Consider the following 26,322-nt stretch of genomic DNA (forward strand, 5'->3'; position numbering starts at 1 on the left):
CGCCGGCCGGTAGTTTAGGCTTATAGCCTTTGTGCAAACCACCCTTTGGAAGGGTGGTTATGATTGCGGGGCCATATTGAAGGGACCAAGACTTCCTTTAAACAGCACATTCCCATTAGAATCATTCACTTGATAACTTCCTCTAATATCCTTCTGAATCAAAGGTGCATGATTTGTCATAGTCGTAAGGACTGCTGTTTTTTCAGGATCAAACTCGGAGTCCCCGAGAGAAAAACTGGGCTGCGATGATGTGGGAGTATCCAGTTGGACGGCGATAACGTAGGCATTTTGTGTTTTGATAATGAATTGGGCTTCCTTACCTTGTGTTGTTGTTTGTTGTTGCTTTTGAGTTTTTCCTTCCAATGTGATTCTCACACCACCTAATAAAGTGCCCACAGCTTTTTCAGGGACACTGATGGTAATGGGTAATTCGACTGTCTTTTTAGCGGGAACAGTAATGGAAGGAGCCACCTGTAAGTATTGAGTCATTGTAAATGCCTCAGGCAGAAGCTGTGAATCCTTTGATTGGTATGAGGATTCATACATAATACCACCTGAAGGATTACTATAGGCATTAGTGACTTCACTTTTTAAAGTCAGGTCCTTGTCCTGATTGTTTTTAATACTAATTTTGATGGTTTGATGTTGTTTGGGTGTTACGTTTAAATCAAAATACCCACGAACCGTTTGATTTTGATTCTTTGGATAAATTGGTGTGACTGTAATGGGGCTCTTTGTTTCCTGGGCAATACTAGGCTGACTCCATAGCATGCAGCTTAATAAGGTCAAAAAGATAAGCATTCTTTTTGATAAGGCCATTCGCATCTCTCCTTCCGCTAAGTAGCTTTTCCATTATGGCATGAGATCATTAAATAAAATAAAGAAAACGCATGGGTAGCGATGCCTTCATGGAAGGGAAAGAGGTTAGTGGTATGAAGACGAGAGGAGGGTGATGCCAATGGTAATAAAAAAAAGAGGCCGTGCCCGCGGAAAGCGAAGTATTTTGACGGAGCGACCTTACGTACAAAGGAAAAACCGAACGACTTCAAAATCGTTCGGTTTTTCCCTTGTCTTATATACTTTTATCCGGTCTCAAATCGTGAAGGGAATTAAGGAGCACTAACAACGGTAATTGTAATGGTAGAAGTATAGGTGCCTTCTTTAACATCTTTTGGCTTGAGGTTCAATGTGAGAGCATTCTCAGGGAAAGTTGCGGTGTATGTCCCCATGCCTTCATTGTTTGGAGCGGCAAGAACATCAATACCCGCTTGTTTATCAATAGCCCCATCAACAATATTAATGTTGTTAGGATCTGATGAACCATCTTCAGCTGTGAGTGTTGGAGCAGCAATAGTGAGTGACCCCTCTGGAAGAGTCGAATTTGTCTCGCTATTGGTAAAAGGTGAAGCTTCTATATTTACATTCCAACCGTTACCTGTTCCTGTTGCATCGGTCACGATAAGATTATCAATATTGGCGTTAGTTGTCTGAATTTTACCGTTCAATGTCACATCAGCAAAATTACTTATGGTAGGGTTATCCGTGACAGTAAGAGAACCACCTTTAATAACGGTGTCTGATGTTGCAGCAGATGCAGAATGAACACCAACAAAGGCTGTCCCTATAATAGCTAACGTTGAAACGGTCGCAAATAATTTTTTGAATGAGTTTTTCATTGAGTCCTTACCTCCGAAAATTATAATGTGTGGATTTAAAAATCCTTCTAAGAAGTAAATGGCAAGAACTATGAGAATAAAACTTTCGAATTTATCCCCAATATTCTTTTTTGGAATCCAGCCGTCTTAGTTAAATCACCTTAGACCTGTGACTTTGCGTCCTCGTTTTTCAAGCGAGTTTGCCTTTATAAAAGAAATGAAGAAAGATAAGTGAAGTGGGATTCACTGTGTTCGACGTCGAAAGCTTTTTCCCATAAATGAATATATAACGATTCCTCATGTAAAGATAGATATAAATTTTTACCAATTCAATCGAGGGTGGAGACAGACTGAAAATTGTACAGTCGCTCATCTAAATGTCACCACATTATGGTAAAATAAGATTATGTAATTTTTAGAAATATCGTTACGTTCTTTGAAAGGTGATGAGAGCAATCACTCAAAAACCAGGTCTCGTCCTTGATATTGCTGGAGTGCTAATGACGAATTTGTCGCCACGCTTCTGGAGTGAGCTGTCCAGAAAATGTGACGTGCCTATTAATGCCCTTCACACATTTAAAACCTATATTCGTGAAGATCGATGGACAGGAAGACTGACGGAAGTGGCATTTTGGAAGCACCTCTGTGAGGCCTTTCCTTCCATTCAAAAGGAAAGGGCAAAAAGGATATTACTTGAAACGCTGAGGCCATTGCCTGCCCTAGAGATGATTCCACACTGGAGTAGGTATGCCTCAATTCACTTACTCAGCAATCATCGAGGTGAATGGATTAGACCTCTTTTAACCCCTGTGATGCCTTATTTAACAAGTGTCACGATTTCCAGTGAAGCTGGGTCCTGCAAGCCTTCTCCAGAAATTTATCAAAAAGTGATGCAGCAGCTTTGTGGTCATCATCCCATTGTATTTATTGATGACCAAGTCAAAAACTTAAAAATAGCGAAGACGTTTGGTTGGCACATTATGCTTGCTGATGAAGAGGGGAAATGGGTAAGAAGGACGTCAGCATTATTGAAAAGTATTGAAAAGGTGAGAGGAGAAAAAAACATTGCCAGAAATCATAAAAATTAAAGCTTTAAAACATCCAAATATTCCGCATTACGAATGGGAAGGGGATCTTTTACAAGTCACCTCTGACTATGTGCTCGTAAGGTGTCATCCTGGCCGGCAACTCATTCACCATACAAAAAAGGATATTTTTACAATTGATAATACATCGATAGAATATTTTTCATTGAAAGAGTGGTTTACCGCAGCTATGGCAGTAGAAGAAGGGAAAGTCGTCGCCTATTATTGTAACATTGCTAAACCCTCCGTATTGACTAACAATGCGCTGAGCTTTGTCGATCTAGACTTGGATTTAGTCAAAGACAAGGACAAAGCATGGCAAGTCGTTGATGAAGACGAGTTTGAAACAAACAGCATAAAGTACAATTATTCGCCAGAGTTGAAGGCAGAGGCGGTTAACGCCTTAGAGGCTTTAAAAGCTAAAATAAAGCAAGGGGTTTTTCCCTTTAATGATCAGATTCTGGGTTTTATAAGGGAATGACTTCAAGAAGAGGAAAAGAGTATCGATATAAAAGAGGCTGCGCGGGGGTTCATAGGCTTAATGTCATTGAATAGGGGGATTTCATAAGAAATGGACGCTGATCATGAGGCTTGACCATTCATCCAAAAGCGGTGGTGAACATACACTGTCATAAAGGTGTTTGCCACCGAGAGGAGTTTGTCAGCATGAATGAAACAGAAGCGAAGGCGCTTGAACGCGCAATTGAAGAAATCACAGAGATTGCTAAGGGGGTAGGTTTGGACTTTTTCCCTATGCGGTATGAGATTTGTCCTGTTGATGTGATTTATGCTTTTGGTGCCTACGTGATGCCGACACGGTTTTCTCATTGGAGTTTTGGCAAGCAATACCAAAAAATGAAGCTGCAATACGAGTATGGATTAGGTAAAATATATGAGCTTGTCATCAATTCAAATCCTTGCTATGCCTATCTTTTAAACACCAATAGCTTGACGCAGAATAAGATGATTGCTGCCCATGTTCTCGCTCATAGCGACTTTTTTAAAAATAATATTCGCTTTTCGAATACGCGGCGAGATATGGTTGAAAGCATGACAGTGACATCAAGTCGGATGAAAGCCTATGAGAAAACCTACGGTCAACAAGAGGTTGAGACATTTATTGACGCTGTTTTGTCTATTCAAGAGCATATCGATCCATCACTTCCTACCCCTATGACCCAGAGAGTCCATTCCCCTTCGATTGAATCTAGTATGGCTTATGATACTTATGAGGATTTAACCTTTAGACCAAAAAAGGAAAGTATTGCGTTACCTGAAGCACCTGTTCGAGAAAAATTCCCTAAAAAATCAGAAAAGGATCTTTTGAATTTCATAGGGGAATACAGTCAAGCATTGACCGAATGGCAACGCGACATTGTTTTTATGTTGCGTGAAGAAATGCTTTATTTTTGGCCGCAGTATGAGACTAAAATCATGAACGAAGGCTGGGCGTCCTATTGGCATGCGCGAATTATGCGGGAGTTGGATCTGAATACAGATGAAGTCATCGAATTTGCGAAGCTTAATGCTGATGTTATTCAACCTCATGGAAAACAACTCAATCCTTACCGATTAGGATTGAAAATCTTTGAAGATATTGAGCGCCGCTATGATCATCCCACTGAAGAGATGCGAAGACGTGGAATAAAGCCAGGCACTGGACGTGAGAAGCTATTTGAGGTTCGTGAATTGAACTCTGATCAATCCTTTATTAGAAATTATCTGACTCAGCACATTGTTGAAGAGGAAGACCTGTTTATTTATGAGAAAGTGGAGGATGAATTAAAGGTCACTGACAAAGATTTTAATGACATTCGTTCAGAGCTTCTCCATTCGCGAATCAACGGTGGTTTTCCTTATATCGTTGTTGAAGATGGCGATTACGCAAGCAAAGGCGAGCTTTACCTCAAACACCAATACGAGGGAACAGAGCTTGATCTCAATCATCTCGAAAAGGTGCTTGAGTATGTTCATAAACTATGGGGAAGAGACGTCCATCTCGAAACGGTGATTAAAGAAAGTCCAGTCCTTTTCTCCTGTGACGGGAATAAAGTGAATCGTAAACGATTAGTTTAATGAGAAGAATAGGGAAAAGATCTTGAATAAGAGCACAAAGAAAGTCTTGAACTTTCTTTGTGCTTTTTCTTAAAAGAAAAGAGAATAAAAAATTTCTGGTCATCAGGACGGTGTGGATTTCCACTTCAGAGCGCTCGCTTTCCTTATGCCCGTTGTGTAGATTCAATTGAAAAACGGTCACTAAGTCGCTTTTCTGATGCCTATTTTCCTTAATTTCAAAATTTATAACTTAATGGAAGACCTTATAAGTGCAACTTATGCTTTCGCTATTAGAGCTTGGCGAGAGCCAACTTTTCTTACATAAATACGATCGTGTAACACAAGGTGAATTTTTACAGATTAAAAAGCGGACTAGAGTCCGAGGTCAGCGTGCGTTTGAACAGAAACATGAGCAAGGAGTTCGACTTAATATCCAGGAAAAATATTCTTGTTCTGTAGAATGATTTAGTGTAAAATTACACTAAATAGTGAAAAAAGTAATTTTTCAAAAAGGTTGAGTGAGATGAGTAAAGAACATATTATGGAGAGTGTTTCCAGTAGATTCAAAGTTATTCGATTAGAAAAAGGGTATTCGCAAGACAAGATGGCTAAGGTTCTAGGAATTTCAAAAAAGACCTTAGTGCAAATTGAGAAGGGGAGAATACTATCAGGTTGGACAACCATTGTTGCTATTTGTGCGCTCTTTAGAGATAGTGAGGTCCTACAGGTCTTGCTTGGAGGTGATCCCATGGAAGTTATTGAAACGATTGCTCATGATGGCGTTGAAAGACCGAGGTCAAAATCACTGGGAGGAAGAGTTTGGTGGAAGGAAATTGATAAAAAAGGGAGTTTTCGGCTTCAACAAAATATGATAAGCCAGCATTATCGAATTTTAGATGAGAGTAATAATCGTTGGTTAAGTACTTTTGAAAAAGAGGATGCCTTAAGGCGCTTAGAGGAGCTTTTTTATGGAGAATCATTATCTAATGAGTAATATTTATTGTAAAAGGAATGTATGGTTATGAGAAGATTAGGAATAGGTATGTTAATGGTCTTGCTATACTGTTTTCCATTTGTCTATTTTTCCATGTATCAAGATTTCATGAATAGAGCAATGTTTGGCTATGTTAGCCTGATATTAGCCCCAGCGCTTATTGCCTTTCTTAGTTACTATTTTAATCATTTTATCCCTATTGTGGTGGGGAATATCGTCTCTTTGATCATTTCTTATTTTCTTATCCGCGCAGGTAGCGAGCGCTGGGAAGGATGGGATTACTATTTTAAGCCATTAGCCCCTTCTCAGTTCCTCTTTTTTGTCAGTATTTTAAATCTCATTCCCCAGTTAATCGCCACGAAATTGGCAAAGGTATATAAAAAGAAAGCTGAGCACCAAGTTTAATAGTTAGAAACTCCAAGGGTTTTGGTCCCTTATGGAGTTTCTCTAGAATTATTCTCTTCTTTGTAGTGCTTCTTGAAATATTTGTATCACTTCATCGAGGTTCAATTCACCGAGATTCCCTTCATGGCGCTTCCTTAAGGCTAAAGAGCTGTTTTCCATTTCCTTAGGACCGATAATAAGCATATAGGGTGATTTTTGCATTTCGGCCTCTCTTATTTTTAATCCAATCTTCTCATCTCTCTCATCGCTATCGACACGAAACCCGGCCTCTAATAATTTTAAGCGCACCTTCTCGGCATAGGCATGTTGGTCAGATGAAAGAGGCAGTATTTTGACCTGTAAAGGGGCTAGCCAAAAGGGAAAATCACCGGCATAATGTTCAATTAATATTGCCATAAAGCGTTCGATTGAACCATAGATGGCCCGATGAATCATGATCGGGTGATGAGGTTGATTATCCTCGCCAATGTAATGACAATCAAATTTTTCAGGCATTTGGAAGTCTAATTGCACCGTGCCGCACTGCCAGCTGCGCCCGAGAGCATCAAGGACATGGAAATCAATTTTAGGACCATAAAAGGCACCATCCCCTGGGTTGATTTGATAATCTAAGTGTTTGTCTTGTAAAACCGATTCAAGCGCTTGCTCAGCCTGATCCCAAAGTTCGATGGCTCCCATGTGGTTTTCGGGGCGAGTCGATAGCTCAATGTTATATTCAAATCCAAATAGGGAGTAGAAGTCATCAATTAAGTCTAAAACTTGATCGACTTCTGATTTGATCTGATCCTCTCTCACAAACAGGTGAGCATCGTCTTGCGTAAAGGCACGAACTCTCAGCAGTCCATTTAAAGATCCGGAAAGTTCGTGACGATGGACAAGTCCTAGCTCTGCAAAACGTAAAGGCAGTTCACGATAGCTCCGCCGCTTGTTATTGAAAATTAAAATTGCCCCGGGGCAGCTCATCGGTTTGATGGCGTAATTTTGGTCATCCACTTTTGAAAAATACATATTTTCGTGATAATGCTCCCAGTGACCCGATTGTTCCCATAAATTTTGTTTCATCATAATGGGCGTTTGGATCTCCTGATAACCGGCTATTTGGTGTTTGTGCTTCCACAAACTTTCTAGTTCATTTTTCAAGGCCATTCCTTTAGGTAAGAAAAAAGGCATGCCTGGGGCCTCTTCCATTGTTGCAAAGAGCTCAAGCTGTCTTCCTAATTTTCGATGATTTCTTCTGTCTGCTTCTAATTTCATTGACATTTTTTATTCCTCCTAAGATTTATTGAATATAAAAAGACCACAGGTATCCCGTATAAAGGGACGTCTGTGGTCGTGGTTCCACCCTCATTCCGTAAAGGATCCAAAACGAATCCCTCACGCTCAAAAAGATAACGGTTTTACCGATTATGAATAATCAAGACTAGAGTCTCTTTCCTCACAATAGCTCGGAGGTGGTTCATCTCTCTTTATTCTCTAGGGCTTTCAGCCGCTGACCCCAGTCTCTGATAAGAACTCAAGAAAGATTCATGTCCTCTTCAAAGCAATAGCACTATAAAAATAAGACCACACACATCCCCTGTTAAGGGACGCATGTGGTCGTGGTTCCACCCTTGTTCCGTAAAGCATCCTAAACGAATGCCTTACGCTCAAAAAAGATAACGGTTTTACCGATTATGAATAGTCGAGACAAAGTCTCTTTCCTCACAATAGCTCCAAGGTGGTCAATCCTTCTCTATTCTCTAGGACTTTCAGCCGGTGATCCTAGTCTCTGATAAGAAATCAAGAAAGATTCATGTCCTTTTCTTCGCCTTTATAAAAAACGGATGATCCAAGAAATGATTTTAACGAATTATAGGTGAGAACCTCTTGAATGTCAATAGGCAGACAGGGCAGCAGTTTTTTTGTTAAAAGAAGATGACCGGCAAACGGCCATCTCAATAGTTGAAATTGTTAAATACATTCTTTTGTATCAAATGGCTTAACTTAACCGTTTTGTTTTCGAAAGGCTTGACCCTGAATGCGAGAAGCGCGGTGTGTGCCATACTTATCTTTCAAAGCGAGAAATTTCGCTTCACGCTGGAGTTTGACATAGCTTTTGTAGCGCTCTGAAGAAAGCTCGCCGTTTTCGATGGCGATCTTAATGGCACAGCCGGGTTCCTGCTCGTGATGACAATCACGAAACTTGCACTGATCTGCCAAGGTTTCGATATCCTTGAAGGTTTCACTGGCAGCCTCTTCCCCTGACCATAGCTGAAGTTCACGCATGCCAGGCGTGTCAATAATGACACCCCCTTTTTCTAATAGGAAAAGTTCACGGTGTGTGGTGGTATGACGCCCTTTGGCATCCTCTTCACGGATATCTTGTGTTTTTTGTGTTTCTTTGCCAATCAAGCGGTTGACCAATGTCGATTTTCCGACACCGGATGATCCTAACAAAGAGACCGTTTGACCCTCTTTAATCAAAGCTTGAATAGCTTCGACGCCGTCATTATGCAAAGCATCTACGGGAATAATAGGGACACCGAGGGCAATTTCTTCCACAGCTTGAACCTTTTCCTCGAGGTTAGAGCATAGATCGCGTTTGGTTAAAACGAAGACAGGTGAAGCCCCGCTTTCGTAGACTTGCATAAGATAACGCTCCATCCGCCGTAGATTGAAATCTTGGTTTAAGGCATTCACCAGAAAGACGGTATCGACGTTAGCTGCCATTAGTTGTTCCTCATTTTTTTCTCCTGCGACATGACGTGAAAGCAGGCTATTTCGGGTCAGAACGGAATGAATCACACCTTTGGGTTCACCAATCAATGGTTCAAATAAAACCCAGTCCCCTACACAGGGAAAATCTCGAGACTTTTCAGCAAGATGACGGAACTTCCCAGACACTTGTGAAAGGAATTCCCCCTTTGAGGAGAGGAGTTTATAAATACCATTGGCTGAGGTTGCAACACGTCCTATTTCATAAGGTGTGGCTTGGATTTGTTCTGAAAAAAAGTTATTAAATCCTAAAGATTTGAGTTCGTACAACAGGTTTCCTCCTTGGATTGAGAGGATGACCACCGTCTTTTAGAGAGCAGTATCCCCTTTAAAAATGGTTTTTTTGTAGACTTTTTGATTCATGACAATGCTCATATTACATCACGCTCCTTTTTATTAGTGGTTATTAGTATATCAGAAAATTTTATATTTCACACCTATTCGGTGATAAATGTAGTGAATTTTGTAAAGAAAGTGAAGAACTGAAATAGCAACTAGCAAATAAGTTTAAATCGTCGTTTGTAGCTAGCATCAGGATATATCTTTTGGCATAAGGCCTTTTTTTATTGTGACAATAGGGGAGTGAGTGGCTAAAACGTCTAACTTATAGGTTTCAAAAGATAATAAAAGCGCTTACGTTGTGCTATTATGAATGTAAGAATTTAAGTAGGGGGGAGTACGATGAAACCTTATATTATAACTTTTGTGATTATAGGTGTTCTCGCTTTAATTGGGACGATCTTTGCGGGGATACAAGTCAATAAATCCATGCAAAAGCTTGAAGAGGCTTCTCAAGAAGAGGAGAAAGAACTGCTCAATTCCAACCATTTTAAAAGCCATAAAACAAACTTCAAGGTGCTGACGTTAATTTATGTATTTACCTTCCTCATTGCAATTATTTTTATTCTTTTTCTCTTTTTCCGATGATGAAAGTGCATCTATTGTCATTTTTAGTTGAACTTTGGGGAAATCTATGCGTGATGGATATCCTGAGTCATGTAGGTGGTGATATTTTGAAGCGTATCCTCTGTTCTTTGTTACTGATCCTCGTTGTACTCATGGTTAATAAGTTGATCTCAAGATCTCCTTATTCTTATATCAATCAATGGAAATATAAGTTGAGGAGACGATGGCTTCGATCGTTCTAACTGTAGCAAAAAGAAAAAAATATCTTTACATATGTTTAAAAGGAGTCGGCATGGTTATACTAAGCATGCAAGATTAAAAATTGTAATATATTGTGTATTGTTCACATGCTAGGAGGCAACAAAATGGAACATGGTAAAGTAAAATGGTTTAATAGTGAAAAAGGCTTTGGATTTATTGAACGTGAAAATGGAGATGATGTTTTCGTTCATTTCTCAGCTATTGAAGGCGAAGGTTTTAAAACATTAGATGAGGGTCAAGAAGTTACCTTTGATATAGAAGATGGCGATCGTGGACCTCAAGCTGCAAATGTCCGTAAAGTATAAGGGATACATAAGGTAACGAAGCAGAAATGTTTTGACAATCCCTTTAGTACTTTAAGATGTACTCAGGTTTAAGTCTGGGTACATCTTTTCGAATGTATTTGGACATTAGCAGCCCCACTGAAACTTCTGAGGTGTTCCTCTTGGAGTTTCAGTGGGGTTTCTTTTTTGAGCTTGTTTGTTCAAGAATAAGAAAGTCATCGAGCAATAAAGAGATCGGTAGAAAAATTTGTCTTCATGAATAAGGACTTGGTGGAAGCCGAATTTTTTTGTTGTTTAGGCGATTATAAAATAATCAATTTGTGGATAACTGTTCTCAAAAATATTCATAGATAAATATAGATAAATTGAGGAGAGAGGTTACGGACAAGGTGAGTTGTGTCATCACATCTAAGTTGCTTAGATACACATTTTTTCTCCTCGTTCTGAAAACGGTCACCAAGCTGCCGTTGTGATGCTCGTTTACCAGATACTTATGAAAAATGGTCACCAGGTTGCCGTTGTGATGCCCGTTTACCAGATTTTTATGAAAAACGGTCACCAAGTTGCCGTTGTGATGCCCGTTTACCAGATTTTTATGAAAAACGGTCACCAAGTTGCCGTTGTGATGCCCGTTTTCTAGATTCCTTGAAAAAACGGTCACCAAGCTGCCGTTGTGATGCCCGTTTACCAGATTTTTATGAAAAACGGTCACCAGGTTGCCGTTGTGATGCCCGTTTACCAGATTTTTATGAAAAACGGTCACCAAGTTGCCGTTGTGATGCCCGTTTACCAGATACTTATGAAAAACGGTCACCAGGTTGCCGTTGTGATGCCCGTTTACCAGATACTTATGAAAAAACGGTCACCAAGCTGCCGTTGCTGACGCAGCCTCTGGTAAAAACATTTTTAATGCATGAATAAGGAACGAGCACGCTTTACGCCCGATTTTCTCATATACTCTTAGTTGGGAAATGGGTCAGTTCTAATTTTCTAAAGAACTGACCTTTTATTATGTCCATGAGTTACCTTCACTGAAAGAATCGTTTACTTTTCATGTTCGATTTTCTAATCAGTCTCTCAAAATATCTTTACCTCGAAAAATAATTCAGCAACCCTTGGTAGATGCCTTGAGCGACCTTTTCCCGGAAGGTGTCGTTTTCGACGACGGTTTCCTCTGTCTTATTAGAGAGAAACCCTAACTCAATGAGTGTACTGGGTTGACTATTGTTTCTTAAAACATAAAGGTTATTGTACCCGTCACCACGGTCCGATAGCCCCGTTTCTTTGATCAAGGCATCATGGAGAGCGGAAGCTAAAGCGCCGTCCCTTGATTGATTGTAATAGAAATTTTGCAGTCCTTTGACATAAGGGTATTGTGAATAATTATAATGCAAGCTGATAAAGGCATCGGCATGATCTTCATGGGAAATTTCAGTGCGCTTTTGCAAAGGAATATAGGTGTCATTTGTCCGTGTTAAGATCACATGGGCACCGGCTGCCTTTAACTTGGCAGCGACTTTATTGGCGGTCTCTAGGGTCAATTGCTTTTCATGAACACCATTAATACTCGTTGTACCATTATCTTTTCCGCCGTGTCCAGGATCGAGTACAATGGTTTTTCCACTTAGCGTGTTAGTTTGCTGATGATCTGGAGTTTTATGATCATTCGATTTTGTTTTTGGCTTCTCATTTTTTTGCACCGCTACTTTAGACGCTTTTGATGTTTGAGCGGCTTTGGTTACAGTCGGTTGACTCGGTTGTTTAGAAAGATATTGTTCGGAAATCCATCCTTCTTTACCCTCAATGTTAATTTGCCCCCAACCATTGCTTTCAGCTGTTAGCGTGATGGTTTCTCCAGATTTTAATTGTGCAATGACCCCATAACTGATACCAGGCTGTTCACGCACGTTTAAAATAGGGGCTTGAACGGTGGCTTTCGTTGGTTTTGTATCTTGGACTGTTTGTCTATTAACCAAATGTGCAGCGACCCATCCTTTTGCTTGCTGGGTTTGAATTTGGACGAGCTTTCCCCCATCTTGGAGTTGTGGATAGGATTTTGAAGGATTGATTTGTCCAATCACATTGGAATTAAAATCATTAGCAGTATGAACATTTAACCCTTTTACCTTTGAAGTCACCGTGACTTTTTCATTTGTGTCGGTGGATGCTTTTGTTTCTTTAACAAGCCAATTTGCTACCCAACCGGTTTCTTGGTTGGTGACTTGAATCTGATCCCAATCACCACTTGTTTTAATTACCGTATAAGTTTCACCTTCATGAATCTTGTCAATGACAGAGGCACTTATTTCAGCACTGGCTCTTACGTTAAGAGTTGGGACCGAGACGGTCACGGATGTATTTTCATTAGCATGCGTTTTATGACCAAATCCTAAAAATAGGATAAGTAAAATAATGGCTAAGACAGAGAAACGGATCAACCATTGAAGCTGACTTGTTGAATAGTTTTTTAGAATCAAATTTTGCATTCTAGTAACCTCCTTGATAACGTCATAGAAGCAGTGTTAACAGATTACTAGAAAAATATAAGCCTATTTAAAAAATAGTTTACTAAAGTCGTTAATGGATATTTTTCTCATCATAAATTGTATATCATGAACAAAAGCTATAGCGATCCAAAAAATGTACTAGAAGGAGGAATGAAATGTTTTATCACGTAAAAGAACTTCAATATAACGCAAAACCGACACAACCGGATCCGGTTTATGCCAAAAAGTTGCAAGAGGTTTTAGGTGGCCAATTTGGTGAAATCTCTGTCATGATTCAATACTTGTTTCAAGGTTGGAATTGTCGAGCCGAAGGAAAATACCGAGATATGCTCTTGGATATTGGAACAGAAGAAATCGCTCATGTCGAAATGCTAGCGACAATGATTGCACAATTATTAGACGGCGCTCCTGCCCATGATCAGGAACAGGCTGCAAAAGATCCTGTGATTGAGGCTGTATTAGGGGGAATGAATCCCCAACATGCCATTGTTAGCGGTTTGGGAGCACAGCCCAATGATAGCATGGGGTATCCATGGAATGCGCGTTATACCATTTCTAGTGGGAATTTATTAGCAGATTTTCGGGCAAACTTGAACGCAGAGTCACAGGGAAGACTACAAGTTGTTCGCCTTTATGAAGCTACAACAGATCCTGGAGTGCGAGATATGCTTAGCTTCCTCATTGCCAGAGACACGATGCATCAAAACCAATGGATGGCAGCTATCGAGGAACTGGAGCAAACCCAAGGCGTCATTGTCCCAAGTACATTTAATCAAGAATATGAAAAGCAAGAGGTTTCTTATTCTTTTATGAACTATTCCCAGGGTGAGGAAAGTAGTCAAGGGCGTTGGGCAAAGGGGCCATCCTTTGACGGCCAATCCAATTTTGAATATATTCAAAATCCAAAAGCAATGGGACAAAAACCAGAATTGAATCCAGCACCTCCATATATTCACGGGACACCACCAGTGGATATGAGAATCATGCAGGGTAGAGGTAAACTAGAGCCAAATCAACAGCCCAATCCTTTTATGCAGTAAGATCGCTAGGAGGCGTTACCTGAATTTAGGTAACGCCTTTTTCTTCTATAGGAATCCTTATTTTAAAATGTATAATGAAGCAGGATTTTGTGTTAGAAATATTGAATATAGACTTTAATTTGACATAAATAAGGGAGTTTTTGGGGTATAGAGAAATGGAGCCCTACCGATTAAAAAAATGACACAAAAAGAGGCAGAGAATATTGCTTTTCACTGGCATTATGAGGAAATCTATTCATTTTATGATATGACAGCAGATGAAGAGGACCTTCGGGGATTTTTGGACTCTGATCAGCGCGGTGATGCTGTTGTGAGTGTGATTGAAAATGCAAGCTTAGTGGGCTTCTTTAGCTTTGAAGAAACTAAAGAGAAGGCGACTGAAATAGGACCCGGCATGCGACCAGATATAACGAAGGAAGGAAAGGGTCTAGCATTTGTTCGAGCAGAAATTGACTTTGTAAAGGAACACTTTGCATCAGAAATGATCACTTTATCTTTTGCTATTTTTAATAAAAGAGCCATTAAGTGTATAAAAAAGCTGGATTTAAGCCTATGGGACCAACAATCAGGAAACGAATGGTAGGCGGTATGAATTTCTTAAAATGGTTTTGAGAATAAATGAAGAAGGGAGTAAGGAACAATGGCCTATGCGGTTATTTTTACATCAAAAAGGACGGACCAGGATGCAAGTGGCTATGCGCGTGCTTCAGATAACATGATGGCATTGGCTAAAAAGCAGCCAGGTTTTATTCGTGTGGAGAGTGCAAGAAATCCTGAGGGTGATGGGATTACAGTTTCTTATTGGGAATCTTTAGAGGCGATAAAGCTGTGGCGAGAAAATGCTAAGCACCAAGCTGTACAACGAAAAGGAAAAGACCTTTGGTATAGTGAGTACAAAGTGAAAATTTGTAAGATTGAAAGAGAGTATTCATTCTAAAAACTTGAACATTATTTTGAGAGACTTAGAGAATGGCACTTGACAGGCTCGTTTTACATATTATAATAAACACTAATAATTTCAAATAGTCCTTTCAATGATAGGAATAAGTAGTAAGGGTTCCCTGTTTCAGAAAGCTGATGGTTGCTGTGAATCAGCACATAACCTCTTATGAATTACCTCCTTGAGAATTTTCCTGGGAAAGCTTAGTTGAGTAGCGGGAAACGGTTGAACTGTCCGTTAACAGACAAGTGGAATGTAAAAAAACATTCAATTTGGGTGGTACCGCGGTGATTCGTCCCTTTTATAGGGGCGTTTTTTATTTGGATTGAAAAGGAGTTTAAAACGATGGAAAAGCTAAATCATCATGTCAACGCTGCTGTTGAAAAAGAAGCCGAGCGGCAGTTAGCCATTCTTACACGAGGCAGCGCAGAAGTCATTCCTGAAGGGGATTTAAAAACAAAGCTCATTCACTCACTCAGTATGGAAAAGCCACTAAATATCAAATTAGGTCTTGATCCTTCTGCTCCAGATGTTCATGTTGGGCATACTGTTGTTTTACAAAAGTTAAGGCAGTTTCAGGATCTTGGACACACCGTTCAGCTCGTGATTGGTGATTTTACAGGAAAGATAGGGGATCCAACGGGGAAATCAGAAACAAGAAAGCAGCTCTCTGATGAAAAAGTGAAAGCCAATGCGAAAACTTATGTCGAGCAGTTTGGCAAAATCATTGATATGGAAAAGGCGATCGTTACGTTTAATTCAACATGGTTATCAACTTTAAATTTTACAGATGTCATTAATTTAGCGGCGAAAACCACGGTTGCCCGCATGCTTGAAAGAGACGATTTTGAAAAACGCTATCAATCAGGGCAAGCCATTTCCCTTCACGAATTTTTTTATCCTTTAATGCAAGGCTATGATTCCGTTGCGCTTAAAACGGATATTGAGCTGGGAGGAACGGACCAGAAGTTTAATCTCTTAATGGGAAGACAGCTCCAAGAGGCTTACGGTCTTGAAAAGCAAGTCGTGATGACCATGCCGTTACTAGAAGGTCTGGATGGGCAAAAGAAAATGTCAAAATCCTTAGGTAATTATATTGGGATTCGTGAAACGCCTAATACCATTTTTGGAAAATGTATGTCGATTCCCGATGAACTAATGATGAAATACTTTCAATTGGCGACCCCTTTGAGCCATGAGGAACTCGCAGATCTAGAACGAGGGCTTATGAATGGAAGCCTTCATCCTCGTGATGCCAAAGTGAGGCTGGCGAAAACCTTTGTTACCTTATTCCACAGTGCGCAGGCCGCAGAGGAAGCCGAGACTTATTTCCAAAATGTTTTTCAGAAAGGGCAGCTGCCCAGCGAAATCCCTGAATTTCAATGGGAAAATGATCGTGAAGTCGCTATCGTAGATTTACTCGTAACGATTGGCTTCTTCACCTCTAAGAGCGAAGCTAGAAGGATGATACAAAATGGTGGCGTGAGGATTAATGAAGTAAAGGTACAAGACCCTAAAGACGATATAGTGATTGAAAGAGATATGATTATTCAAGTGGGGAAACGGAAATTTATGAGAATCGTTGTGAAGTAATTATTAATGAATATGTGTATACATTTTTAGCGTAAGGGGCTTTTCAATAATGTTAGTCAAAAACATTGAAAGAATGATCCAGCCAGGAATGAGATTCGGCTTTTATTTTTCAGATCTACATGAGGGAACGGTGATCACCTTCAATGAGGATGAATGGTTCCCATTAGCCAGTCTTACAAAAATGATTACTGCTGTTTTATCATTGAGGAATACGAAGAGATTTAGTGGAACCGTTATTCAAAATACAATAAGTCATCACAGTCAGCAGGCTTATGAGACGCTTTTAGAGAAGCAAAGCGTTGGAAAAATAAATCAACAATTAGTGGCTCTTCAATTTGATATTATGACGGATCAGAATCATCGGGATAAAGAGAAGAATGTGGGGACGCCAAGAGGATTATATGAATTTCTGTCTTTTATTTCTAAAGAGAATGGGTTAGAGGCGCCAGCAAAGGACCTTATTATGAAGGCATTAAGAGAACAAGCCGATCCCGATGGTTTTAGGCTAGGGGGTCAGTGGTATCATATGACCGGTGGTTTTGATGGCGTGTGCAACGATATCGGTTATTGGGATATACAGGGGAGACGGCTGGTTATTGTTGGTTGTCTGCAAACAAGCGATCCGTCGATTCCATGGACAACATTAGAGAATACTCTTCAAAAAGTAGGCTATGAAATAATGAAGGTCTATCAGTCGACAGCCATCGAACCATAATTATGTGTTTTATGTATTTTTAAGAAAGGGGGAGCAAATGTGGCAGCTGTTTTTTTAGACCGCGATGGCACGATAGGAGGTACTGGCGGTGGTGTCCATCCTTTGGATTTCACACTTTATGCCTATGCGGCTAATGCGATTAGAAAACTCAATGAGCATAACATCAAGGTCTTCCTCTTGACGAATCAGAGCTGGGTGGGAATGGGAAAATTCACAGAGGAAGAACTGCTGCTAGGATTCCAAAGGATGCAAGAGACATTGAAAAGGGAGCAAGCGTTTTTAGATGGGATTTATTATTGCCCACACAGTCCTGACGACCATTGCGTCTGCCGTAAACCAAGTCCATTCCTCCTTTTTCAAGCTGAGGCTGAACATGGTTTGCATCTTGATGAATGTTATGTCGTTGGAGATCGAACTAGCGACTTGCAAGCTGCTAATGCTGTCCAAGCTAAGAAAATCCTTGTTTTAACGGGAAGAGGGACTCACACCCTTGAAAGGCTAAAACGTGTGCAGAAAGATGCGCAACCCGATGTTGTTGCTACGGATGTTTTGAAAACAGTAGAGTTTGGTCATCCAGGACAGCGGCTCATTATTATAAGGCATTAAAGAGGGATATTTTGGAGGATAGGAAATGGTTATTCATGTAAAGGATTCACTGACAATTAATGTTGGTTTTATTTTAATGGTAGTCATACTGGCGATGATGTTTAATCGTTTAATAAAGTGGAGTAAGGAATTAAAGGAACGCCGCTTTACCCTCTATCTTTACTTTTTGATCAGTTGTACGAACGTGCCTCTTTATCAAAAAGATGATGTTCACGACGTTTTTCGCTTGTGGTTTCCTCTTGGCTTTGTCTTTGTGCTCTTGTATCTTCTTTGGACAGGTAAACAACCTAAGGTTAAATTTAAAGCCTCTTTAATGGGATTCGCGGTTGCACTCCTTCTTCTTGTCATGGAGTATAATGGCTTTGATTATATTCTTGGAAAGTAATTGCAAAGGATGTTATCAATCTTGCCCGGGAAATAGAATATTCTGAGAGTTATATAAAAATTGATACAGTAAGGATAAGAAAGGAAAGACTAAGGTAATTCAACCTATGAATAAGAATCAATAAGTCAGTGGGTGCCTGACATGAAGAGAGAGTGATAGGTCTAGTGTGCCATAACTGAGGATGTCTTTCGAGCATACATAAAGTCAAAAAGAGCTAGGAGGTGGAGCGCGTGTACTTCGTATTTGATTTAGATGGCACGATTTGTTTTAAAGGACAGCCTGTCTCCCAAAAGATTTTAAAAAGTATTGGGCAACTTAAGGGTATGGAACATGAAGTGATCTTTGCTTCCGCACGTCCCATTCGCGATATGCTGCCAGTCATCGATAAAAGCTTTCATGATTATACGATGATTGGAGGGAATGGTTCACTGATTTATAAAAAGGGCAAAAGTGTTTTGACTAGAGGCTTTGAGAAAGATCAACTCATCAAGATTAAAACCTTCATCCATCAATATAAAGCGACGTATTTGATTGATGGGACATGGGATTATGCTTACACAGGACCCCTTGATCACCCGATACTTAACAATCTTGATCCAGAAGGGCTAGCGAACCGAGTGGCTTTAGAGATCCTTGATCCGGTTGTAAAAGTTCTCGTCTTAACAGCCACTGATCTTGACGCGCTGGCTACACACTTGGAAGCCCTAGATGTTGTCGTTCATCGCCATCAAAATGAGCAAGTCATAGACATCAGCCCGCCAGACATTGATAAATGGCAGGCGTTACAGACTTTGGGTATAAAAAAAGGTGAGTATATTGCTTTTGGTAACGATGCGAATGACGTGACGCTGCTGGAAAATGCGGCACATGCTGTGATGATTGGAGATCATGCTCAGCTAGCGGAAATAGCTAATGAAAAAATTCCTCTAGAAAGAAATATTGAACAGCTGATCTGTGCGACTATGCTCCAACTTGCGGAGAGGTGGAGAAGTTCAGTCAAGTCTATGAGATAACGTTTTTCGAGGAGTCGCTAGTGATTAATAAGTTTTAAAGCATTGTAGCTAAATGATAAATTTTGCTATAAAATAGTAGACTCACATGAGCAACACATCAAACGGTGTTGCTTTTTCTAATGACATCTATTTATGAACATAATAGGGGGAATGGCTCTAATGGAACTCTTTCAGCAATGGCATGAAGAAGAGGTACAATACATAAGGAGAAAGGTGATTGAACATAACATGGAACAACTTCCGGATGCGATCAAGACACCCAATGAAAACATAAGTTTTATTTTGAAGAATAGCGAGGGAAAGATTGTTGGAGGAATCACGGGGAATATGTTTTGGCACCATCTGCATATCGACTTTTTATGGGTCGATCAGTCTCTGCGAGGAAGAGGTTATGGGAAAGCGTTACTTGCTAAAATGGAAGCGTTCGCCCGTGAAAAGGATTGTCGACTTATCTCCTTAGATAGCTTTAGTTTTCAATCACCCGAGTTTTATAAGAAACAGGGCTACCAAGTGTTTGGGACTTTAGAAGATCATCCCAAGGGGTTTTGTCAGGTTTTTCTAGAAAAAAGGTTATAAGTCCGTGGAAACCGATCGAACGCCTCAAACATTTAGGCACGGAAATCATAAAGGAAGAGGATCATCATGTGATGATTCAAGATCCATCCGGTACCTATATTAAATGAACAGTTTAGTCGGAGATAAGGCAAGGAAAAGACTAAAATTAATGATTCCTGAGTGGATAGGTAAAATCTTATATTCTATCAATACAAAAAGCGTTTGAATCTAGAAATATTAAGGTTCAAGCTGTAGCAGGGAGACGATCAAATGACCATTAAGATCAGGGAGGCAGTCATCGAAGACGCTGCCCATATAGCACATGTACAAGTTGAAAGTTGGAAGACAACCTATAAGGACATTGTTTCTGAAGACTATTTATCATCATTAGACAAGCAGATAAGAGAAGAAAGATGGCAGAAAATTATTTCTGAAGCCAAAACGTATGTATTTGTGGCTGAAGAGGAAAAAGGAACGATTGTTGGGTTTTCAAGTGGTGGAATAGAAAGAACAAAGGCTTATGCTCAATTTAAAGGTGAGCTCTATGCCATCTATATTCTAGAAGACTATCAGTATATGGGAATAGGCACTGAGCTTGTAAGATCCTTAGTCCAAAAATGTCTAGAGAGTGATATATCTTCAATGCTTGTTTGGGTCCTTGAAGACAATACATCGCGTCATTTTTATGAAAAACTCGGTGCAATTGAAGTCAATCAGGAAGAAATAACGATCGGGGATCAAAGCTTGATCGAAGTGGCCTACGGGTGGTTAGATCTTAACAATGATTTCAAAGCTTAATAGTGAGGAATAACTGAGTTCCCTTTATTGTCGGTAAGGCGTTGCATATCCGTTTCTAACATATAGACGCGTTTATTCAACGCTTCAGTGTTGTCGTCAGCGTAATGGACTATTCTCTCAGTATAAGAGCCTCAACTATTATTGATTTTTTTGTAATTGATCAAGCCCAACTTTAACCTCTGTGACATCAGAGCGTACTAGGGTGATGTCTGAACGAATATCGGTGACTTCGTTTCTTAGAGAAGTAAAATCTGAGTCCATATCAGACATCGCAGTTCCCGTTTCCTTTTGACCTTCCGCCAAGTCTTCCAAGCGATAATGCTTGTTTTGAATCTCAATCCAGTATTTGTTGGACTGCAGTTCCCATTATTAATTTCCCTCCTTTCTTATTGACATATATCATGATTTTATTGGTTTGGACTGCTTGGAATAGAAAGAAGGGTTGGGACAGAAGTCTTTCATTCATAGAAAAATCCCTTAGTATAAGACGATTCGCTCCGTCAAAATACCGCTTTTCGCGGGGCACGGCCTCAGCTCACTTTGGAGTCGGTCTCTTAGTGCTCCAAAGAACTTATGAATAAAAGTCCCCTGTTCCTGCATCTACGAATATTGCTTCGGAGTCCGCTTTTTCGGAACAACTCAAAGTTGATTCGTGAAGTCACGCGGGTTGCTGTTCCCGCTGGACTAAGAAAAGCGTCTAGGAGAATAATCTTCGCAGAAAAAATCGTGGTTCTTACGATTTTTTAGTTGAACATGTTGACTGCGCTTCCGTTTCCTACTTAATCTTTGAACTCACATTGTTCGATATTTGTGTTCATTACTTTATTTTGTCCCAGTCTCTATCTAGACCATTACTCGGCTTCATTGATGAATGATTTTAATAAATTGAGAGGCAGCTGGTAGCCTCCTTTAGCAGATTGCAGACTGTTTAGGGTATCTTCTGCTTCATGACTATCTTTAATGGTGTTGACTTCTTTGTGAAGGTTTTCCATCCGTTGGTCTAAATCAGCGGCTAGTCGGGCGGTAGCTTTTAATTCATCTGTCATTTCTTTAGGGACAGCCTCATCAAACTTATAGTAAATTTTATGTTCTAAGCTCGCCCAAAAGTCCATAGCGACTGTTCGAATTTGAATCTCAACAGGAAGATGTTCTTCGCGGTCAGACATGAATACAGGAATTTCTAGAATGAGATGAAGACTTTTATACCCGTTCGGCTTAGGATTTTTTATGTAATCCTTCGTTTCAATGATTTTGATATCTGCTTGTTTTTGCAGCATATCACTCAATGCATAGATGTCCGAAATAAAGGAACAAACAATACGAATGCCTGCAATATCTTTTATATTTTCCCTAATCGCTTGTGTTGAAAAGGGGAGCCCTTTACGGTACATTTTGTCCAGTAAACTTTCAGGTGATTTTATGCGTGATTTAATATGTTCAATTGGGTTGTAATCATGAATGTAGTTAAATTCTTCTTTTAAGATATTAATTTTTGTCATCATTTCATCTAAAGCAAACTTATAGGACATAATAAATCGTGTTAATTCTACCTTTATAGCTTTAAGTTGATTAATATTCGCATCGAATAATGTTGTCATTGGTTAACCTCTTTCTTTCACTGTTCAATCATTTACAATGATTTTTGACTGTCTGTTTTAAAAAATAAGAAAGCCCAAGATTTATAGTCATCAGGACTGGGTGGATTTCCGCTTCATAACGCTCGCTTTTCTAGGGCACGGCCTCAGCTCATTTTGGAATGGGCTCTTCTTTGTGTTCCAAAGTATTTACAATTAAAAGTCCCCTGTTCCTGCGTCTAACGAGTATTGCTTCGAAGTCAGCTTTCTCGGAACAACTCGAAGATTACTCGTGAAGTCACGCGGGTTGCTGCTCTAAGGACTCTAGTTTAGGCATCCGTACACTCTGTATAAGTGTTCCGAATCTCGCGTCTTTCGCTCCACTCCAACTGGTACTGAAGGTGCCTTTTGATATTAAAAACCTTTACAGTGCTTTAATAAGGACCGGACTAATGTCCTGTTTTTCTTGCCTTTAGCCCTCATTCCTTCGCTTCTATCCTTACTATATCATGAAATAAAAGTGACAGCGCAAGATATCGAAAAGTAAACATCTCTATGACAAATTTGTGAAATATAAAATGACCTCACCCATTTTTAGGGTAAAGGTCATTTCTAAGTTTTAACTCTGTGTGGACGCGACGGCCTTTTCTGCTGTCTTTTTTTGGTCCTTTTTGAAACGAGCGATGTAATAGAGTAAGGAGACAATAGCTCCAGCGATAAAGAAAGCAAGCAGTGAATAAGTGCTTAATGAAAGTTTCGACGAGTCCACTGCAGAAATCATGGACTTAAACCCTAAGACGGTATAAGTCATCGGCATATAGGGGCTTATTTCTTGGAAGAACTTAGGGAGTAATTCCAATGGGAATGATCCCGCTGCCGAGGTGAGTTGCAAGATTAATAGGCCCATCGTGACAAAACGTCCAACGGTTCCGAGGGCAGCATTAACAAATAAGAGTATACTTCCAAAGCACCAGCTTGAAAGGATAGAGAAAAGCAAAAATATGGGGACATTTTCCACGTGGATTCCCATAAGTAAAATCAGCCCGTCCAAGATAATGGCTTGAAGAATACCGATGAACAACACTACTCCTAATTTGCCTGTAAACCAGCTGAAGCCCGAACGAGCACCAAAAGCGGTCGTCAATGGGAAGGCTGAACAAAATAAAAACATGCCGACATAAAGACCCAGCGATAAGAAATAAGGTGCAAAGGCAGGTCCGTATTCTGCTACATGGTTAAAAGGATGCTTATGCATATTCACAGGATTCGAAATAAAATCAGCAGAATCATCCACTTGAAATGATTTCTCATTCACTTTGTCAGTGGCTGTATTAAGACCATCCGATAAATCTGATGCGCCATGATCGAGCTGATTCAGACCATTTGCCAAGCTCGTTGATCCCGCATTTGCTTGTGAGGCACCATTGGCTAGATCAGATGAAGATTGCGAGAGCTGGGAAGCCCCATTGGCAAGCTCATTGATTCCACTCGAAAGGGCTCCGCTACCACTTACCAGTTGCTCCGACCCCGATTTGGCTGAGACGATGCCTTGTTGGAGTTGCTGCATACCCGAAGCAAGTTCACCTTCTTTTTCAGAAAAAAGACGGGTCTGGGCGTTTAAAGTAGCAGCGCCTGATTTAAGGGTCCCAATGCCCTCAAGAATTTCGGTTTGACCACTAGTTAACTGATCAATGCCTTGTTTAAGTGTACTGGCTGAACGCGTAATATCATCAGAAACTGTGGTCTGTTCCGATAATTGATCAACACTCCTTTGAAGAGTCATGATTTGTGTCTCTAGTTCTTGTCTTTCCGTGTCTGAAAGCGAGTCATTATTTTTGATCGTTTCCTGAAGGCTATTAATCGTTTGTGTCATGGATTCAGTGGTATTAGCCACACCTTGATTTAAGCCTTTGGCTTGTGAGGATAGATGATCAATGCCTTGCCCAAGTTGATTTACTCCCGTTTGAGAGGCCTGGCTGCCATCTTTGACTTTGTGATAAAGAGTATTGACGCCGTTTAGTATGTCGTTTGTTCCTTGACTCAATAGTTTTGAATGATCGCTCAGAGCCTTGGAACCATCCACTAATTGTTTGCCGGCTGTTTGCAGTTCGCCTAAACCTTGACTCAGATCGGACGAGCCCGAAACAAGTTTACTAGCTCCAGCATTGGAAGCTTGTAGACCGGAATTGAACTGATCAATCCCTTGATTAAATTGAAGGCTTCCGGCTGCAAGTTTAGAAATACCGTTATGAAGGTCGTCTGCTCCCTGTTCAGCACTGGTAATGCCATCCTTCACTTGTCCACCACCATTAGCCAATTGGGTGAGACCTGTTCCTACCTCCTTCTGGGCTTGAAGAAGGGATTGAACATAAGCTTGGGTCACCGTTTGGGCTACTTTTTCCTTTACTTTCTCTAGTGCAGATTCTCCAATAGAAGCTGCGGTATAGTTATAGCCTTCGTTTGGAATAAATTCGAGCTCCGCTTTTTTCTTGGTGTCATCAAGTGCGCTCATGGCATCCTTAGAAAAATCCTTAGGTATTTTTAAGACCACATAATAATCGTTGTTTTTGAGCCCCTGCTCCGCCTGTTTTTCAGTCATCATTCGAATGTCTAAATCTTTACTGTCTGTTAACTCATGACTGAGGTCCTTTCCTATATGAACGCTTTTTCCCTCTATTGTCGTCCCGGTATCCTGATCGACTACAGCGATGGGTAACGTGTTTACTTTGGAATAAGGATCCCAATAGGACCAAATGAACATCCCAGCATAGAGACATGGAATGAAAAGGATAATACAGGATGCGATCAATAGTAGTTTGTGTTTCACCATAACGCTTAATTCTTTCATTAAAGAAGAAATAGCATTCAATACATGGTCACCTTCCTTGTTACTGACTATATTATTATGAAACTAAGTACATATGATAGACCTTTTGATTTCATAAATCAAGATAATTATATGTGATTAGTTACATATATTGACGAGAAGGCATTTAACCATCGTTTTATGTTATGATGTAAGGAGAAAATGGACTGATTCTGTGAGTTATTTAATGAAGTTAGGAGGGGAAGGACCATGAATACTATTTCATATGGTATATTGGGAATCATTAATGCCCATTCATCAAGTGGTTATGATATTATGAACTATTTAAAGCCCTTTCGTGAGGTGAAGCATAGCCAAATTTATCGAACACTAGCAAATCTAGAGAAAGATGAGTTTGTGACTTCGGAAATCGTTGAACAGGCCGATAAACCCAATAAAAAGGTTTATACCATAACAGAAAAGGGTAAGGAAGTAATCGAAGAGTGGTTCTACCAACCTAATGCACCGGCGCTATTAAGGGACGAATTTGTTTTAAAGGCTTTTTTGGTGGGTTTACAGGATAAAGCCGAGGCAAAACAACTGTTTAATGAACGCATTAAATATCTTGAGAAAAAAGCACGGGTCTGTAATGAACGTCTAGATATCTTAAAGGCTGATTGTGATGGTGTCCTGACAGATTTTCAAACCCTTGAATTTGGGCGGTATATTTTGCTCCAACAACTCCTGCATCAAACGTATGTTGACATTCGCTGGTGTCAGTGGGTTTTGGATTTATTAGACAAAGATAAATTGAATTTCTTGACGTATCCATTTTAATAGCTAGAATCAAGCCTTTTGTTGTTCAAAATAAAGAAAAAGATTGGAAATCCGCTTTGAGATTAATTCAAAATTGCCGTGCCACGACATTTAGAATAATGGTGCTAATAGTCTTTCCAAATGTTCGTCAGACTTAGTGGCATCGCGTTTAAATGATTTATGACTTGAATTTGTAGATGTGTCATAACTCACCCTCCTAAAAATGATAAATATAATTGAGTTTATCCCAAACTTACTTTTTATCTAATATTTATTTTAAAAATTTTTGGTTTTATTTATATTTGGATTATAAAAGTTGATTAAATAGACACTTATTAATAAAATAGGGTAGGGGAAATGTTAAAGCTATTCCTTATAACTAAGAAAATATCTACAGGTCTAATAATATTATATGTGTTGGTGGAAATGAACTAGACAAATAGAGCTGGACATAAGCCAAAATAGGAGTAGTTTTAACTGCTTCTATTTTGGCTTTTTCTTTTGAAGTTTTTGGATGGGTTTGTCAATGGGCTAGATTCGCATCTTTAGCGCTATGGATAGAGAGTGTGTGACGT

Annotated in this window: 27 protein-coding genes, 1 pseudogene, 1 riboswitch and 3 other annotated features; of the genes and pseudogenes, 20 read left to right on the forward strand and 8 right to left on the reverse strand. The window is 39.9% G+C overall.

The window, feature by feature from the left end:
- Positions 1 to 57: 57 nt before the first annotated feature.
- Both IEV91_RS18120 and IEV91_RS18125 read right to left on the reverse strand, forming a co-directional pair.
- A complete protein-coding gene (locus tag IEV91_RS18120; protein ID WP_188498849.1) occupies positions 58 to 819 on the reverse strand; it encodes a DUF916 domain-containing protein in 762 nt (253 codons plus the stop codon).
- 290 nt (positions 820 to 1,109) lie between these two features.
- Complete coding sequence (locus IEV91_RS18125) at positions 1,110 to 1,676, reverse strand: WxL domain-containing protein (RefSeq protein ID WP_188498850.1); 567 nt, start codon at positions 1,674 to 1,676, stop codon at positions 1,110 to 1,112.
- Between the two features lie 108 nt (positions 1,677 to 1,784).
- A riboswitch (cyclic di-GMP riboswitch) is annotated at positions 1,785 to 1,870 on the reverse strand.
- Between the two features lie 285 nt (positions 1,871 to 2,155).
- Between IEV91_RS18125 and IEV91_RS18130 the strand changes: the two genes are divergently transcribed.
- From IEV91_RS18130 to IEV91_RS18150, 5 genes are all read left to right on the forward strand, one after another.
- Positions 2,156 to 2,743 carry an HAD-IA family hydrolase gene (locus IEV91_RS18130; protein ID WP_188498851.1) on the forward strand — a complete coding sequence of 196 codons (588 nt, stop codon included), beginning with the start codon at positions 2,156 to 2,158 and terminating at the stop codon, positions 2,741 to 2,743.
- Positions 2,721 to 3,221, forward strand: a complete 501-nt coding sequence (locus IEV91_RS18135; RefSeq protein ID WP_229745649.1) for a DUF402 domain-containing protein — start codon at positions 2,721 to 2,723, stop codon at positions 3,219 to 3,221. Before IEV91_RS18130 ends, IEV91_RS18135 begins: the two co-directional genes overlap by 23 nt.
- A gap of 185 nt (positions 3,222 to 3,406) precedes the next feature.
- Complete coding sequence (locus tag IEV91_RS18140; protein ID WP_188498852.1) at positions 3,407 to 4,816, forward strand: SpoVR family protein; 1,410 nt, start codon at positions 3,407 to 3,409, stop codon at positions 4,814 to 4,816.
- A gap of 502 nt (positions 4,817 to 5,318) precedes the next feature.
- Positions 5,319 to 5,789, forward strand: a complete 471-nt coding sequence (locus tag IEV91_RS18145; protein WP_188498853.1) for a helix-turn-helix transcriptional regulator — start codon at positions 5,319 to 5,321, stop codon at positions 5,787 to 5,789.
- A 27-nt stretch (positions 5,790 to 5,816) separates the two neighbouring features.
- On the forward strand, positions 5,817 to 6,194 hold the full coding sequence (locus IEV91_RS18150; RefSeq protein WP_188498854.1) for a hypothetical protein: 378 nt from the start codon (positions 5,817 to 5,819) through the stop codon (positions 6,192 to 6,194).
- A 48-nt stretch (positions 6,195 to 6,242) separates the two neighbouring features.
- Here the strand turns inward: IEV91_RS18150 and thrS are convergent, their stop codons facing one another.
- Together thrS and rsgA are read right to left on the reverse strand one after the other, a co-directional pair.
- Positions 6,243 to 7,454: a threonine--tRNA ligase gene (gene thrS / locus IEV91_RS18155; RefSeq protein ID WP_188498855.1), complete on the reverse strand. Its 1,212-nt coding sequence runs from the start codon at positions 7,452 to 7,454 to the stop codon at positions 6,243 to 6,245.
- A gap of 53 nt (positions 7,455 to 7,507) precedes the next feature.
- Positions 7,508 to 7,742, reverse strand: a binding site (T-box leader).
- A 31-nt stretch (positions 7,743 to 7,773) separates the two neighbouring features.
- Positions 7,774 to 8,008: a binding site (T-box leader), on the reverse strand.
- Between the two features lie 169 nt (positions 8,009 to 8,177).
- Positions 8,178 to 9,218 carry a ribosome small subunit-dependent GTPase A gene (gene rsgA / locus IEV91_RS18160; RefSeq protein ID WP_188498856.1) on the reverse strand — a complete coding sequence of 347 codons (1,041 nt, stop codon included), beginning with the start codon at positions 9,216 to 9,218 and terminating at the stop codon, positions 8,178 to 8,180.
- Positions 9,219 to 9,629: 411 nt separating this feature from the next.
- On the opposite strand from rsgA, the gene IEV91_RS18165 reads away from it, so the two are divergent.
- The 4 genes from IEV91_RS18165 to IEV91_RS18180 all read left to right on the forward strand — a co-directional run bounded on the left by IEV91_RS18165 (position 9,630) and on the right by IEV91_RS18180 (position 11,282).
- Complete coding sequence (locus tag IEV91_RS18165) at positions 9,630 to 9,875, forward strand: DUF5362 family protein (RefSeq protein ID WP_188498857.1); 246 nt, start codon at positions 9,630 to 9,632, stop codon at positions 9,873 to 9,875.
- Between the two features lie 344 nt (positions 9,876 to 10,219).
- Positions 10,220 to 10,420: a cold-shock protein gene (locus IEV91_RS18170; RefSeq protein WP_188498858.1), complete on the forward strand. Its 201-nt coding sequence runs from the start codon at positions 10,220 to 10,222 to the stop codon at positions 10,418 to 10,420.
- Between the two features lie 451 nt (positions 10,421 to 10,871).
- On the forward strand, positions 10,872 to 11,039 hold the full coding sequence (locus IEV91_RS18175) for a hypothetical protein (protein WP_188498859.1): 168 nt from the start codon (positions 10,872 to 10,874) through the stop codon (positions 11,037 to 11,039).
- A 36-nt stretch (positions 11,040 to 11,075) separates the two neighbouring features.
- Positions 11,076 to 11,282 (forward strand): hypothetical protein, encoded by a 207-nt coding sequence (locus tag IEV91_RS18180; RefSeq protein WP_188498860.1) that lies wholly within the window; start codon positions 11,076 to 11,078, stop codon positions 11,280 to 11,282.
- Positions 11,283 to 11,487: 205 nt separating this feature from the next.
- Here IEV91_RS18180 and IEV91_RS18185 read toward each other — a convergent pair whose 3' ends face one another.
- Positions 11,488 to 12,885, reverse strand: a complete 1,398-nt coding sequence (locus tag IEV91_RS18185; protein WP_188498861.1) for an N-acetylmuramoyl-L-alanine amidase family protein — start codon at positions 12,883 to 12,885, stop codon at positions 11,488 to 11,490.
- A 176-nt stretch (positions 12,886 to 13,061) separates the two neighbouring features.
- Between IEV91_RS18185 and IEV91_RS18190 the strand changes: the two genes are divergently transcribed.
- The 10 genes and pseudogenes from IEV91_RS18190 to IEV91_RS18235 all read left to right on the forward strand — a co-directional run bounded on the left by IEV91_RS18190 (position 13,062) and on the right by IEV91_RS18235 (position 20,551).
- Positions 13,062 to 13,946: a manganese catalase gene (locus tag IEV91_RS18190; protein ID WP_188498862.1), complete on the forward strand. Its 885-nt coding sequence runs from the start codon at positions 13,062 to 13,064 to the stop codon at positions 13,944 to 13,946.
- A 178-nt stretch (positions 13,947 to 14,124) separates the two neighbouring features.
- Positions 14,125 to 14,551: pseudogene (locus IEV91_RS18195) on the forward strand (GNAT family N-acetyltransferase); the annotation flags it as partial.
- Positions 14,552 to 14,586: 35 nt separating this feature from the next.
- Entirely contained in the window at positions 14,587 to 14,883 is a 297-nt protein-coding gene (locus IEV91_RS18200; RefSeq protein ID WP_188498863.1) for an antibiotic biosynthesis monooxygenase family protein, read from the forward strand.
- An 88-nt stretch (positions 14,884 to 14,971) separates the two neighbouring features.
- Positions 14,972 to 15,189 (forward strand) — a binding site (T-box leader).
- 42 nt (positions 15,190 to 15,231) lie between these two features.
- Positions 15,232 to 16,479 (forward strand): tyrosine--tRNA ligase, encoded by a 1,248-nt coding sequence (tyrS, locus tag IEV91_RS18205; RefSeq protein ID WP_188498864.1) that lies wholly within the window; start codon positions 15,232 to 15,234, stop codon positions 16,477 to 16,479.
- Positions 16,480 to 16,528: 49 nt separating this feature from the next.
- Positions 16,529 to 17,194 carry a serine hydrolase gene (locus tag IEV91_RS18210; protein WP_188498865.1) on the forward strand — a complete coding sequence of 222 codons (666 nt, stop codon included), beginning with the start codon at positions 16,529 to 16,531 and terminating at the stop codon, positions 17,192 to 17,194.
- A gap of 39 nt (positions 17,195 to 17,233) precedes the next feature.
- A complete protein-coding gene (locus IEV91_RS18215; RefSeq protein ID WP_188498866.1) occupies positions 17,234 to 17,800 on the forward strand; it encodes a D-glycero-alpha-D-manno-heptose-1,7-bisphosphate 7-phosphatase in 567 nt (188 codons plus the stop codon).
- Between the two features lie 25 nt (positions 17,801 to 17,825).
- A complete protein-coding gene (locus IEV91_RS18220; protein WP_188498867.1) occupies positions 17,826 to 18,185 on the forward strand; it encodes a hypothetical protein in 360 nt (119 codons plus the stop codon).
- A 230-nt stretch (positions 18,186 to 18,415) separates the two neighbouring features.
- Entirely contained in the window at positions 18,416 to 19,198 is a 783-nt protein-coding gene (locus IEV91_RS18225) for an HAD-IIB family hydrolase (RefSeq protein ID WP_188498868.1), read from the forward strand.
- A gap of 159 nt (positions 19,199 to 19,357) precedes the next feature.
- Positions 19,358 to 19,774 (forward strand): GNAT family N-acetyltransferase, encoded by a 417-nt coding sequence (locus tag IEV91_RS18230; RefSeq protein ID WP_188498869.1) that lies wholly within the window; start codon positions 19,358 to 19,360, stop codon positions 19,772 to 19,774.
- Between the two features lie 249 nt (positions 19,775 to 20,023).
- Positions 20,024 to 20,551 carry a GNAT family N-acetyltransferase gene (locus IEV91_RS18235; protein WP_188498870.1) on the forward strand — a complete coding sequence of 176 codons (528 nt, stop codon included), beginning with the start codon at positions 20,024 to 20,026 and terminating at the stop codon, positions 20,549 to 20,551.
- Between the two features lie 138 nt (positions 20,552 to 20,689).
- Here IEV91_RS18235 and IEV91_RS18240 read toward each other — a convergent pair whose 3' ends face one another.
- The 3 genes from IEV91_RS18240 to IEV91_RS18250 form a co-directional block, all read right to left on the reverse strand.
- Entirely contained in the window at positions 20,690 to 20,854 is a 165-nt protein-coding gene (locus IEV91_RS18240; RefSeq protein ID WP_188498871.1) for a hypothetical protein, read from the reverse strand.
- A 548-nt stretch (positions 20,855 to 21,402) separates the two neighbouring features.
- Positions 21,403 to 22,149 carry a GTP pyrophosphokinase gene (locus tag IEV91_RS18245; RefSeq protein WP_188498872.1) on the reverse strand — a complete coding sequence of 249 codons (747 nt, stop codon included), beginning with the start codon at positions 22,147 to 22,149 and terminating at the stop codon, positions 21,403 to 21,405.
- A gap of 595 nt (positions 22,150 to 22,744) precedes the next feature.
- Entirely contained in the window at positions 22,745 to 24,994 is a 2,250-nt protein-coding gene (locus tag IEV91_RS18250) for a YhgE/Pip domain-containing protein (protein ID WP_188498873.1), read from the reverse strand.
- A 207-nt stretch (positions 24,995 to 25,201) separates the two neighbouring features.
- Between IEV91_RS18250 and IEV91_RS18255 the strand changes: the two genes are divergently transcribed.
- The gene (locus IEV91_RS18255) at positions 25,202 to 25,768 is read left to right on the forward strand and encodes a PadR family transcriptional regulator (protein ID WP_188498874.1); all 567 of its coding nucleotides are present in this window, start codon (positions 25,202 to 25,204) and stop codon (positions 25,766 to 25,768) included.
- The last annotated feature ends 554 nt before the right edge of the window (positions 25,769 to 26,322 follow it).

The sequence above is a fragment of the Pullulanibacillus pueri genome (assembly GCF_014639255.1).
Taxonomy (GTDB): Bacteria; Bacillota; Bacilli; order Bacillales; family Sporolactobacillaceae; genus Pullulanibacillus; species Pullulanibacillus pueri.